10 protein-coding genes are annotated in these 12,485 nt (G+C 73.2%); 3 read left to right on the top strand and 7 right to left on the bottom strand.

Features of this window, described 5'->3' with window-relative positions:
• Window positions 1–43: 43 nt before the first annotated feature.
• The 3 genes from AB0C46_RS13300 to AB0C46_RS13290 form a co-directional block, all read right to left on the bottom strand.
• Window positions 44–775: an SseB family protein gene (locus tag AB0C46_RS13300; protein ID WP_362827937.1), complete on the bottom strand. Its 732-nt coding sequence runs from the start codon at window positions 773–775 to the stop codon at window positions 44–46.
• Between the two features lie 128 nt (window positions 776–903).
• Entirely contained in the window at window positions 904–2,073 is a 1,170-nt protein-coding gene (gene mycP, locus AB0C46_RS13295; RefSeq protein ID WP_362827936.1) for a type VII secretion-associated serine protease mycosin, read from the bottom strand.
• The gene (locus AB0C46_RS13290; protein WP_362827935.1) at window positions 2,070–3,455 is read right to left on the bottom strand and encodes a hypothetical protein; all 1,386 of its coding nucleotides are present in this window, start codon (window positions 3,453–3,455) and stop codon (window positions 2,070–2,072) included. The genes mycP and AB0C46_RS13290 overlap by 4 nt, the downstream gene beginning before the upstream one ends.
• A gap of 203 nt (window positions 3,456–3,658) precedes the next feature.
• Here AB0C46_RS13290 and AB0C46_RS13285 point away from each other — a divergent pair, with 203 nt between their 5' ends.
• Window positions 3,659–4,918 carry an amino acid deaminase/aldolase gene (locus AB0C46_RS13285; RefSeq protein WP_362827934.1) on the top strand — a complete coding sequence of 420 codons (1,260 nt, stop codon included), beginning with the start codon at window positions 3,659–3,661 and terminating at the stop codon, window positions 4,916–4,918.
• A 32-nt stretch (window positions 4,919–4,950) separates the two neighbouring features.
• Here AB0C46_RS13285 and AB0C46_RS13280 read toward each other — a convergent pair whose 3' ends face one another.
• The 4 genes from AB0C46_RS13280 to AB0C46_RS13265 all read right to left on the bottom strand — a co-directional run bounded on the left by AB0C46_RS13280 (window position 4,951) and on the right by AB0C46_RS13265 (window position 9,946).
• Complete coding sequence (locus tag AB0C46_RS13280; protein WP_362827933.1) at window positions 4,951–6,219, bottom strand: haloacid dehalogenase-like hydrolase; 1,269 nt, start codon at window positions 6,217–6,219, stop codon at window positions 4,951–4,953.
• Between the two features lie 112 nt (window positions 6,220–6,331).
• Window positions 6,332–7,117, bottom strand: a complete 786-nt coding sequence (locus tag AB0C46_RS13275; RefSeq protein WP_362827932.1) for a 3-oxoacyl-ACP reductase — start codon at window positions 7,115–7,117, stop codon at window positions 6,332–6,334.
• A gap of 86 nt (window positions 7,118–7,203) precedes the next feature.
• The gene (locus AB0C46_RS13270) at window positions 7,204–8,568 is read right to left on the bottom strand and encodes an aldehyde dehydrogenase family protein (RefSeq protein ID WP_362827931.1); all 1,365 of its coding nucleotides are present in this window, start codon (window positions 8,566–8,568) and stop codon (window positions 7,204–7,206) included.
• Window positions 8,569–8,578: 10 nt separating this feature from the next.
• Complete coding sequence (locus tag AB0C46_RS13265; RefSeq protein WP_362827930.1) at window positions 8,579–9,946, bottom strand: glutamine synthetase family protein; 1,368 nt, start codon at window positions 9,944–9,946, stop codon at window positions 8,579–8,581.
• A gap of 73 nt (window positions 9,947–10,019) precedes the next feature.
• On the opposite strand from AB0C46_RS13265, the gene AB0C46_RS13260 reads away from it, so the two are divergent.
• Together AB0C46_RS13260 and eat are read left to right on the top strand one after the other, a co-directional pair.
• Window positions 10,020–10,751 (top strand): FCD domain-containing protein, encoded by a 732-nt coding sequence (locus AB0C46_RS13260; protein WP_362827929.1) that lies wholly within the window; start codon window positions 10,020–10,022, stop codon window positions 10,749–10,751.
• 140 nt (window positions 10,752–10,891) lie between these two features.
• Complete coding sequence (gene eat, locus AB0C46_RS13255) at window positions 10,892–12,361, top strand: ethanolamine permease (protein ID WP_362827928.1); 1,470 nt, start codon at window positions 10,892–10,894, stop codon at window positions 12,359–12,361.
• Window positions 12,362–12,485: the final 124 nt, after the last annotated feature.

The raw sequence follows: 12,485 nt of genomic DNA, 5'->3' as shown, positions 1-12,485 counted from the left end.
GCCGGGCGCCCGGCCGGGGGTTCCGGGCCCCGGCCGTGGGGTGTCAGCGCCGGTAGAACGGCTCGTCGGCCGCCGGGGCACCGGGCGGCAGAAGGGCCAGGTCCAGGCCCCGGACGAGCCGGGCGCGCAGGACCTCGTCGGTGGCCAGGGCCCGGGCCAGCCGCTGGGCCACCTCGGCGGTCGGGGCGTCGGGGGCGAGGCCGAGGGAGAGGGTGGCGTCGGTTTCGCCGGACGGCTCCAGACGCGCGACGAGCACGCCGGGCTCGGCGTCGAGCAGGGTGCGCAGGGCGTCGGTGACGGCCGGGTCGGCGAGCGGGTCGGTGCTGGTGCGGCCCTCGGCGAGCGCCCGCAGGGCGGGGCCGGTGAGCTGGTAGGTGACCGGGCCCACCAGGTCGACGACCACGGTGTCGGCCTGCTCGTGGGAAGCGGCGAGCAGCGCCTGCGGCAGCGGGACCGCGACGGGGCGGGCGTCGGCCCGCCAGCGCCGGAGGGTCTCCGTGGAGGTGAAGGCGGGCAGCGCGCGGCGGCCGTCCGGGGCCTGGAGGGTGGGGACGGCCATATCGCTGGACTTCTCCCGGCGCAGGCCGTCGGGGCCGGTTTCCACCTCACCGAGGACGGCCACCACGGGCACCAGGACGCGTGCGGCGGCCAGCGCCGTCAGCAGCTGGGGCTCGGCGCTGCGGTCCCGGTCGTAGGCCGCCAGGGCCGCGGCCAGTGCCGGGTCGGCGGAGCCGTCGTCGTCGGCGAAACCGGGGTCGGGAATGTTCTTCTGCACGCGCCCGAGGGTATCGGGTGGGTTTCCGGCGTCAGCGGGTGCGGGGCCGTGGGGGTGCGGGCGGGCGCGCGGGGGCGCCGGAGCGCGGCCGCCGCGGACCTCCCGGGCCGGTGGCCAGCGTGCGGGGGTCAGCGGTCGAGGGACCGGCTGCGCCAGAGGACGGCGGCGGCCGCGAGGAGAACCAGGCCCGCGGCGCCGGCGGTCCAGGGGAGCCAGGGGGTGTCGGTGTCCGCGGTGTCGTCCGCGGTGGGGCCGGGGCCGAAGTAGCGGTCGGCGTAGGCGGCGGGCGACGGCTTCTGAGGAGTGGGCCGGAGATCTCCCGCCACCTCAAGAGCGGCGGCGGGATCGATCAGGCCGGCGCCGTAGTCGTCGTCGCGGCCGCCCTCGGGGCTGTCCTGCGCGGTGGAGGTGAGCAGCCGGCGGATCTGGGCCGGGCTCAGGTCGGGGTGCGCGGAGCGGATCAGGGCGATGGCGCCGGAGACGAAGGCGGCGGCGGGGCTGGTGCCCCAGCCGGAGAGATAGTCGTCCTCGGGGTCGGCCATGATGATGTCGTAGCCGGGCGCGCTGACCGTGGCGTACCAGTGGCGGGTGGAGAACCGGGCGCGGCCCCCCAGGTGGGTGACGGCGGTGGCCGTGATGACGCCCGGGTAGGCGGCGGGGTACGAGACGCGGTTGCCCTTCTCGCCCCCGTTGCCCGCGGAGGCGACGACGGGGATGCCCTTGCCGAGGGCGTACTGGATGGCGGCGTCCTCGCGGGGCTCGGGGTGCGCGGATGCGCTGTCGTCGCCCAGCGACATATTGATCACGTCGGCGCCGTGGTCGGCGGCCCAGCGGATGCCGTCGGCGAGCGCGCCCGCCTTCTCCGTACGGGCCCGCTCGCGCTGCTCGTCGTTGTCCTCGAGGATCACCCGGACGGGCAGGATCTTTGCCGCCGGGGCCAGTCCCAGCACTCCGTCCTCGCGGTCCGCGCCATGGCCGCGACCCGCGATGATGCTGGCCATTCCGGTGCCGTGTTGGGCCCAGGCGGCGTCCCCGGGGCCCGCCCCAAAGCCCACCAGGTCCCGCTCGGGCTCCACCTGTCCTTCCAGGTCGGGGTGGTTGGCGTCCACGCCGGTGTCCAGGACCGCGACGGTGACGCCCTCCCCCTTGGTGGTACGCCAGGCCTGCTGGGCGTGGACGGCCTGCAGGGCCCACTGCTGGGCGCGGAGGGCATCGGCCTGTGCGGGGACGGCGGGCAGTACGGCGAGCGCCGCGGAGGCCAGCGCGAGGACGGTGCCGCGCAGCACGGTGTGCGTCATGACGGTGCCTCCGTCGTCTGCGTGGGGCTGCCGGCCGCCCTGCGGAAGTCCGTCCCGATGCGGTCCGCCAGGCCCTTCGCGTCATGGCCCAGCCCGGATTCGGCCGGGGCGGTGGTGGTGCCGGGCCGGACCGCGGCCTCGGCGGGCTGCGGCTCGGTGACGACGCGGCCGTCGGCGAAGCCGGAGACGGCGTAGACCACGACCGGGATGTCGGTGAGGATCCGGACGGTCCAGCTGGCCCGCTGGGGGCGCCCGAAGTCCTCGGCCGGGGTGCCCTTGGCCGCGTACGGCAGCGGCAGCAGGTCGGTGCGGTTGCCCAGACTCTTGGTACTGAAGCGGGTGTTGAGGGCCATCATCGCGGGCTGGTCGGCCTTGGTGATCTGCGCCCCGACGGTGATGACGCCGGAGCGGGTGGCATCGGCGTAGGTGGCGCGCAGCAGCCGGGTGCAGCCGGCGCGGGCGAGCGCCGCGGCGAGCTTCGGATCGTAGGCGCCGGTGCAGCCGCTGTCCGGGGCGACGGCGATCCGGGTCCAGGTCCGGTCGGCGCCGCCGGGTCCGGCGCCCAGGCCGTTGACGGTGCGCGGGAAGAGCCTGTCGACAGGGGTGTTGTGCCAGACGTCGCGGCCCTTGGCGAAGGTGGCCGCGGCGGTGGGCGGGGCGGCGTCGGCCTCGTCGGTGAGCCAGCTCCCGGCCGCGGCACCGCCGATGAGGCCGATGCCGAGGACGAGGCAGGCCGCGGCACCGAGCAGCCGGGGGCCGGGACGGCGTCCGGACGGGTGCCGGGGCATCGCCGGTGCGCCGGGGGCGGGCGCAACTCCCCCGTGAGGAGGGGCGGTTGGGGGCCAGGGCACCTGGGGCGGAAGCTCGGCCGCGGTCCTGGACGGCTCGCTGCCGGGCGCCCCCGAGGGGCCGGTGGCGGCAGGGTGGCGGGGGGCCGGCGGGGCGCCCGGCCCGCTGCCGGCGCCGCGTTCGCGGGCGTCGCTCCACGCCTGCCGGCTGTTGGCCAGGTGGAAGGCGGCGGTGTCGCGGAAGGCGGCGGGGCGGCCGGTGGGCGGCGGAGTGGGGGCGGCCGGTTCGGCGGGGGCCGGGGGGCCGGGCGCACGGTCCGGGCGGGACGGCGGCTGCGCACCGGCGGCGGGCGGCGGCACAGGGGGCGCGGCGGGCGGCGGGACGGTGGGACGCGGCGGGACGGGGCGCGCGGGGTTCGGGGTGGCGGGCATCCCGGGTGCCGGTACCGGCGGCTCGGCCGGTACCCGGCGCAGCACGGTCGTCAGCGGATCCCCGTCCGGCTCCGGTGTCCCGGTCGGGACGGGCCGCCGGGGTGGCTGCGGGGGTATCGGTGGAATGTGCCGGGCATCGGCGAATTCGGCGTCGGTGCTCACCCGCGCTCCCCCTTGCACCGCTGTCCCCCGGGCCCGATCCGCAATCGGGGCACGGAGGTTCGTATCCGGACAACACGCCGCTGACCTGCTGGTTGCGGTGTCGAGCCACTCTAAGGGCTGGTGCAGCCGGTGCTCCAACCCTTGTCCGCTCTGTCGCAATCTCTCCCCTACCCAGTGGTAGTGGGGTCTGGCAGGCTGCGGCCATGTCCCAGTACACATCCGACGCGGATGGCGACAAAGCCCCTCTCCGGGCGCTCCCCCGTGTGCGCGCAGGGGAGACGCCGTACGACCGGGCCACCGCATCCCTCGACGCGCCGCTGGCCGTCGTCGACCTGCCGGCCTTCGACGCCAACGCCGCCGATCTGGTGCGCCGCGCGAAGGGGAAGCCGGTCCGGGTGGCGAGCAAGTCGGTGCGCTGCCGGGCGCTGCTGGAGCGGGTGCTGGCGCGGGACGGCTTCGCCGGGATCATGAGTTTCACGCTCGCCGAGTCGCTGTGGCTGGCGCGCTCGGGCTTCCCGGACATCCTGCTGGCGTATCCGTCGACGGACCGGGCGGGCTTCGCCGGGCTGACCGCCGATCCGAAGCTCGCGGCCGCGGTGACGGTGATGGTCGACGACCCGGTGCAGCTGGATCTGATCGATGCGGCCCGGCCGGCCGGCGGGGCGGGCGAGGAGGTGCGGGTGTGCCTGGAACTGGACACCTCCTACCGGCTGTTGGGCGGGAAGGTACGGGTCGGCGCCCGCCGCTCCCCGCTGCGGTCGCCCGCCCAACTGGCCGCGCTGGCCCGGTCGGTGGTGCGCCGCCCCGGGTTCCGGCTGGTGGGGCTGATGGCGTACGAGGGACATGTGGCGGGTGTCGGCGACGAGGTCGACGGCAAGCCGGTGTTCTCGCGGGCGATCCGGGTGATGCAGGCGGCGGCGCGCAAGGAGCTGGCGCAGCGGCGCTGGGAGGCCGTACGGGCGGTGCGGGCGGTGGCGCCGCGGCTGGAGTTCGTCAACGGCGGCGGGACCGGCAGTGTGCAGCACACCGCGGCGGAGGCGGCGGTCACCGAGATCGCGGCCGGGTCGGGGCTGTATGTGCCGCGGCTGTTCGACAACTTCCGTTCGTTCAGCGGGCGTCCGGCGGCGCTGTTCGCCCAGCCGGTGGTGCGCCGGCCGGGCCCTGGCGTGGTGACGGTGCTGGGCGGGGGCTATCCGGCGTCGGGGGTGGCGGGTCCGGACCGGCTGCCGGTGCCGTATCTGCCGGCCGGGCTGCGCTACGACCCGCAGGAGGGCCCCGGCGAGGTGCAGACACCGCTGCTGGGGCCGGCCGCGGACCGGCTGCGGATCGGCGACAAGGTGTGGTTCCGGCATGCGAAGGCCGGTGAGCTGTGTGAGCGGTTCACCGAGCTGCACCTGATCGACGGGGACCGGGTGGTGGCGACGGTGCCGACGTACCGCGGGGAGGGCCACGCCTTTCTGTGACCGGCGCGGCCCTCCCCGTACGAGCGGTGCGCTCAGTACACCGTGTCCTTCTGGTCCGGGATCACCGAGCCGTCGGGGCGGTGGACCGGGCCGAGGGTGCCGTCCGGCCGGGTGTAGCCGGTGGTGGCGCACGGGTAGGGATCGGCCTGACGCTTCTTCGGCTCGATGAACATCGGGTTGACCAGCCAGCGGTGGTCACTGTTGTCGTACGCCCGGCACATCAGCTCGGGCTTGTTGCGGTTGATGGTCAGGTGCCCCGCGGTGGCGTCGGCGACGAAGGTCACGTCGGTCTCCGCATCGCCCGCCGCGAAGGCGGGGCGGTGTGCCCGGTCCTGCTTCTGCCAGGCCTTGGCGCCCTTGACGTGGAAGATCTCCTGGTTGATCCAGCAGCGCTTGCCGTCCATGTACGACAGGACCTCGCCGTGGGTGGCCTTGACGTCGCCGCAGCCCTGGACGCCCGTGGTGAGCCGGCCGTCGCGGACGAGGTTGCGGATGCCGATGGTGTGCGCGCGGTCGACTCCCACGCCGGGCGCCCAGGCGCGGACGAGCGGCTCCGCCGAGGCGGAGACGATGTAGACGTCGAAGCCGGCCTTCTTGAGGGTGCGGATGAGGTCGCGCTGCTGGTCGTAGTAGCGGACGTACCCCTCCATCGTGTGCGTGCCGACCTTCTGCTCCGAGCCGATCGGCGCGGCGAGGTTCTCGGCGCGGGCGGCACGGGCGAACCCGGTCAGCTGCGCGGGGCTGTGGCCGGCGAACAGCTGGGTGATCCAGACGTATTCGGGGACGGTGCGGCGGTGGTTCCACTCCCCCTCGAACGCCTTCTTGCCGGTGGAGGTCTTGGCGTCCTGGTAGACGTCGAGGATCTCGTCGGTGCAGCCGGTGTCGGTCGACGTCGGCAGGGGGCGGCCGGCGGGCACGGAGGTGCCGCAGGCCTTGGTGAGGGCGCGGGCGGCGTCCGCGGTCAGCCACTTGTTGGTGGCCTGCCAGTTCGCGGGGCGCAGCACCTTGTCGTGACGGAGCATCCAGGCCAGTGTGGCGTCGGAGATGTCGTTCTTCACGACGGTGTTGTCCCAGTCGAACGTCGCGACCGGCCGGGCGCCGTCGGAGCCGGAGCAGCTGCCCCGCTCATCGATCATCTTCTGCAGCTTGGCCCGGTTGTCGCCGTACCAGCCCTTGGACACATGGAGGCTGGGGCAGTGGCGCGGGGCCGGCCCCGCGGTGGCCGTCTGAGCGGCGGCCACGCCACCTCCCACTATCGCGAGGGCGGCACCCGCTGCCAGCCAACGATGCTTGTTGAGCATGGAACGCACTCCTGTCGAACGAAGAACCGAAGGCGGACGCTAGCGCATGGCGGCCGGGCGTCGTGCGACGTCCGGCCGCCATGGTGCTGACGCGGAGGTGAACGGGGAACGGTTACACCGGGGTGACGTAGGCGCCCGCGATACCGCCGTCGACCAGGAATTCGGCGGCGTTGACGAACGAGGAGTCGTCGCTGGCGAGGAAGGCGACCGCGGAGGCGATCTCCTCGGGCTCGGCGAACCGGCCGACGGGGACGTGCACCAGGCGGCGCGCGGCGCGCTCGGGGTCCTTGGCGAACAGCTCCTTCAGCAGCGGGGTGTTCACCGGCCCCGGGCACAGGGCGTTGACCCGGATGCCCTCGCGGGCGAACTGCACGCCCAGTTCGCGGGACATGGACAGCACGCCGCCCTTGGAGGCGGTGTAGCTGATCTGGGAGGTGGCGGCGCCCATGACGGCCACGAAGGACGCGGTGTTGATGATGGAGCCGCGGCCCTGGCGCTGCATGTAGGGCAGCGCGTGCTTGCAGCAGAGGTAGACCGAGGTCAGGTTGACCTCCTGCACGCGCTTCCAGGCGTCCAGGCCGGTGGTGAGGATCGAGTCGTCGTCGGGCGGGGAGATGCCGGCGTTGTTGAAGGCGATGTCGACGGAGCCGTAGGTGTCGAAGGCGGTCTTGTAGAGCGCCTCGACCTGGTCGGAATCGGTCACGTCCACCTGGACGTAGGTGCCGCCCACCTCTTCGGCGGCGGCCTTGCCCGCCACCTCGTCGATGTCGGCGCAGACGACGTTGGCGCCTTCGGAGGACAGTCGGCGGGCGGTGGCCAGGCCGATGCCGCTGCCGGCTCCGGTGATCACGGCGGTACGGCCGACGAGGCGGCGGCACACTGCGGTCTGGTCGGTCACTTCGGGGGCCTTTCTCTGGGGGTGGCTGGGCACGCCGTCCGGGCTCGGGCCCGGACGGCCGGGGTCCGGGGGGTGTCCCCGGGACGTCAGCCCTCGGTGCTGAGGAAGATGTTCTTGGTCTCGGTGAAGGCGGTCAGTGCGTCCGGGCCCAGCTCGCGGCCGAGTCCGGACTGCTTGAACCCGCCGAAGGGGGTCCAATAGCGCACCGCGCTGTGGGAGTTGACGGAAAGGTTGCCGGCCACGACGGCGCGCGAGACGCGCAGCGCCCGGCCGACGTCACGGGTCCACAGCGAGCCGGCCAGTCCGTATTCGGTGTCATTGGCGATCCGGACCGCGTCGGCCTCGTCGTCGAAGGGGACGACGACGGCGACCGGGCCGAAGATCTCCTCGACGGCCGTACGGTCGTCGGGGCGCCCCTCCAGGACGGTGGCCGGGTACCAGAAGCCCTTTCCGGCGGGCGCCTCACCGCGGATGGCGGCCGGGGCGTCCTCGGGGACATAGGACCGCACCCGCTCGCGCTGGGCGGCGGAGATCAGCGGCCCCATCTGCGTGGCGGGATCGGCCGGGTCGCCGACCGTGAATGCCTTGACGGCGGGCTCCAGCAGCTCCATGAAGCGGTCGTAGACGGAGCGCTGGACGAGGATGCGGCTGCGGGCGCAGCAGTCCTGGCCGGTGTTGTCGAGGAAGGAGCCGGGGGCGGCGGCCGCGGCGGCCTCGACATCCGCGTCGGCGAAGACGATGTTGGGGCTCTTGCCGCCGAGTTCGAGGGTCAGCCGCTTGGTCTGTGCCGCGCAGCGGGCGGCGATCTGCCGGCCGGTGGTGGTGGAGCCGGTGAAGACGACCTTGGCGACGCCGGGGTGGTCGACCAGCGCGGTGCCGGTGACCGGCCCCTCGCCGGGCAGCACCTGGAAGAGGCCCTCGGGGAGCCCGGCCTCCAGGGCCAGCTCGGCGAGCCGGAGCGCGGTGAGCGGAGTTGTCTCGGCGGGCTTGAGGAGCACCGCGTTGCCGGCCGCGAGCGCGGGGGCGGTGCCCCAGGCGGCGATCGGCATCGGGAAGTTCCAGGGGGCGATGACGGCGACGACGCCGAGCGGCTCCTGGACGGTGATGTTCAGTCCGCCCGCCACCGGGATCTGGGTGCCGGTCAGGCGCTCCACTCCCCCGGCGGCGTAGTGCAGCAGATCGCGGACGTTGCCCGCTTCCCACCGGGCGTTGCCCAGCGGATGGCCGGCTTCCTTGAGTTCGAGCTCGGCGAGCGGATCGATGTGCGCGTCGACGACCTCGGCGAACCGGCGCAGGATCCGGGCCCGGTCGCCGGGTGCCACGGCGGCCCAGGCCTCCTGGGCTCCGGCTGCCCGCCGGACCGCGGCATCGACCTCTTCGGGGGAGGTGGTGGGAACGGTGGCCACCACTTCCTCGGTGGCCGGATTGAGGATCTTCAGCTCGTGCAACACGGGTGGTTCCTTACATGCGCTCGAAGGAGCGGAAGCGCTCCCAGTCCGTGACGGCGGCGTCGTAGGCGTCCTGCTCGACGCGCGCCATGTGGCGGTAGTGGTCGACGACCTCGTCACCGAACGCCGCGCGGGCGATCGGGCTCTTCTCCCACAGCTCGGCGGCCTCGCGCAGCGTCGTGGGGACATGGGCGGCGTCGCCGGTGTAGGCGTTGCCGGTGGTCGCCTCGGGGAGTTCCAGCTCGTGCTCTATGCCGTACAGACCGGCCGCGACCATGCCGGCGACCGCGAGGTAGGGGTTCACATCGCCGCCGGGCAGGCGGTTCTCCAGGCGGTGGGCGCGGCCGTGGCCGACCACCCGCAGGGCGCAGGTGCGGTTGTCGGGTCCCCAGGCGACGGCGGTGGGCGCGAAGGAGCCGGGGCGGAAGCGCTTGTAGGAGTTGATGTTGGGCGCGTAGAGGAGCGTGAAGTCACGCATCGCGGCGACCTGGCCCGCCAGGAAGTGCTGCATGGTCTTCGACATGCCGTACGGGCCGTCGTCGTCGGCCAGCACCGGCCGTCCGTCCGCGTCCTGGAGCGAGAGGTGGATATGACAGGAGTTGCCCTCGCGCTCGTCGTACTTCGCCATGAAGGTGAGCGACATGCCCTCCTGGGCGGCGATCTCCTTGGCACCCGTCTTGTAGATGGAGTGCTGGTCGCAGGTGGTGAGCGCCTCGTCGTAGACGAACACGATCTCGTGCTGGCCGAGGTTGCACTCGCCCTTGGCGGACTCGACGGTCATGCCGGCCGCGCCCATCTCGTTGCGGATCCGGCGCAGCACGGGTTCGACCCGGCCGGTGCCGAGGACCGAGTAGTCGGCGTTGTACTGGTTGGCGGGGTTCATCTCGCGGTAGCCGCGCGACCAGGCGTCTTCGTAGGTGTCCTTGAAGAGCATGAACTCCAGCTCGGTGCCGGCGTGGGCGCTCCAGCCGCGCTCGGCGAGCCGGTCGAGCTGGCGGCGCAGGATCTGCCGCGGGGAGGCGACGACCGGCGAGCCGTCGTGCCAGGCGAGGTCGGCGGTGATCAGCGCGGTGCCGGGGTTCCAGGGGGTGCGGCGCAGGGTGCCGGGGTCGCCGTGCATGGCGAAGTCGCCGTAGCCGCGCTCCCAGGAGGACATGGCGTAGCCCTCGACGGTGTTGAGGTCGACGTCGACGGCGAGGAGGTAGTTGCAGCCCTCCGTACCGTGTTCGAGGACGGTGTCGAGGAAATATCGGGCCGCGAACCGCTTGCCCTGGAGCCTGCCTTGCATATCGGTGAAGGCGAGGACGACAGTGTCGATCTCCCCGGCGTCGACGAGGACTCTGAGCTCCTCGACGGAGAGTGGGGGCGTGCGGTCTGCCACGGTGTTGCCTCCTGTCACTGCATCCGGAGGTCATAAGGTAGGCACACGAACCATTGATTGGGAAGGGGTATCGATGGAGAGTGCGGCTGATCGGCTGGCACCGGTGCTGCGGCCGGTACGGGCGGGCAACGGCTTCGAGGAGGCCCTGGAGCAGATACTCCAGATCGTCCGGCTCGGTCTGGTACCCCAGGGTGAACGGCTGCCCGCGGAGCGGGAGTTGGCGGAGCGGCTGCAGATCAGCCGGGTCACCCTGCGCGAGGTGCTGAAGGTCCTGCAGGACGAGGGCCTGGTGGAGAGCCGGCGCGGGCGCTACGGCGGCACGTTCGTACGGGTGCGCACGGAGAACCCGGGCGGGGCCGAGCTGCGGCGCCGGATCGAGAAGGTCGACGTCGAGGACACGCTGCGCTTCCGGGAGGTCCTGGAGGTGGGCGCGGCCGGGCTGTGCGCCGCGCACGGGCTGTCCGACGCGCAGAGCGACCGGCTGCGGGCGGCGCTCGCGGCGACCCAGGACGCCCCGCTCGCCGACTACCGCAGGCGCGACACCCTGCTGCATCTGACGCTCGCGGAGCTGTCCGGCTCACCGTCGCTGGCGGCGCAGTACGCCGCGGTACGGGCGAGCGTGAACGATCTCCTGGACTGCATTCCGCTGCTCGTCCGGAATCTGGAGCATTCGCAGACCCAGCACACCGCGCTGGTCGAGGCGGTGCTGGAGGGCGATGCGGACGGGGCGCGCGAGGTGATGCGGGAGCACTGCTGCGGGACCGCGGCGCTGCTGCGGGGCTTTTTGACCGCGCCGCCGCCGTGAGGCTCCGGGAGGAGGCCGGCGCGTGGGGTCGCGTTAACCATTCTTTTACGCACAGGTCTTGCGCTGGAGCGGCACCGAGAGCAAAGGTATGCCGCTGAACCTTTGCTCGATTTCCCCCCTCGGCGAGGCAGGAGCGGCTCATGGCCGACAACACGGAATCGCAGACCGCACCGCCCCTCGGGTTCGCGGGCGGTATATCGCCCGACGAGACCTATCTGGAGCGGCGGACCCTCCGCCGGGGCAGCGCGGGACCGCTGCTGCTGACCGGCCTGGGCGTCGCCTATGTCGTCTCCGGCGACTTCTCGGGATGGAACAACGGTCTGGCGCAGGGCGGCTTCGGCGGCCTGGCGATCGCCGCCGTCCTGATGGGCCTGATGTACACCTGTCTGGTCTTCGCGCTGGCGGAGCTGGCCTCGATCCTGCCGACCGCGGGCGGCGGCTACGGCTTCGCCCGGCGTGCCCTGGGCACCTGGGGCGGCTTTCTGACCGGCACCGCGATCCTGATCGAATATGTCCTGGCGCCCGCCGCGATCTCCATTTTCATCGGTGACTACGTCGAATCGCTCGGCCTGTTCGGTCTGCACTCCAGCTGGACGGTCTATCTCGCCTGCTTCGCGGTCTTCATCGGTATCCATCTGTGGGGCGTGGGCGAGGCACTGCGCTTCAGCCTGATCGTCACCGCCATAGCCGTCGCCGCGGTCGTCGTCTTCGCGATCGCCGCACTGACCGACTTCCATGTCGACTCGCTCAACGACATCCCCGTCAAGGCCGGCGCCTTCGGGGCCAGCTCCTGGCTGCCGTTCGGCATCCTGGGGATCTGGGCGGCCTTCCCGTTCGGCATGTGGTTCTTCCTGGGCGTCGAGGGCGTACCGCTGGCGGCCGAGGAGACCAAGGACCCGGCCCGTTCGCTGCCCAAGGCGATGGCCGCCGCGATGGGCATCCTGCTGGTGCTCGCACTGATCACCTTTGTCGCCGCGACCGGCGCACGCGGCTCGGCGGCGATCCAGTCGGTGGGCGATCCGCTGGTCCAGGCGCTGCAGCCGGACGGCAAGCCGACCACCGTCAGCCGGATCGTCAACTACGCGGGGCTCGCGGGCCTGGTGGCCTCCTTCTTCTCCCTCATCTTCGCCGGTTCCCGCCAGCTCTTCGCGCTCTCCCGGGCCGGCTATCTGCCCCGCTTCCTCTCCCTGACCAGCCGCCGCAAGGCCCCCTACCTGGGGCTGCTGGTGCCCGGCGCACTGGGCTTCGCGCTGGCCGCGGCCACCGGCGACGGCGCCCGGATGCTCAATGTCGCGGTCTTCGGCGCCACCATCTCCTACGCGCTGATGGCGCTGTCCCACATCGTGCTGCGCCGCCGCGAGCCCGGCCTGCCCCGCCCCTACCGCACCCCCGGCGGCATGCTGACCTCGTCCGTCGCGTTCGTCCTGGCCTGCTCGGCGCTGGTGGCGACGTTCCTGGTCGACAAGGAAGCCGCCTTCATCGCCCTCGGCGTCTACGTCGTGGCGCTCGCCTACTTCGCCTTCTACTCCCGGCACCGGCTGGTGGCCACGGCGCCCGAGGAGGAGTTCGCGGCGCTGGCGGAGGCGGAAGCGGAGCTCGCCCGCGACTGACCTGCACACTCGGGCCGTGGGGGGGCCCGGCCCCCCCCCCCGCCGCCCCCCCCCCCCCCCCCCCCCCCCCCCCCCCCCCCCCCGGGGCCCCCCCCCCCGCCCCCCCCCCCCCCCGGCGCCCCGC

The sequence above is a fragment of the Streptomyces sp. NPDC048637 genome (assembly GCF_040650675.1).
Lineage (GTDB): Bacteria > Actinomycetota > Actinomycetes > Streptomycetales > Streptomycetaceae > Streptomyces.
This window is presented reverse-complemented; position numbering and strand designations above follow the sequence as displayed.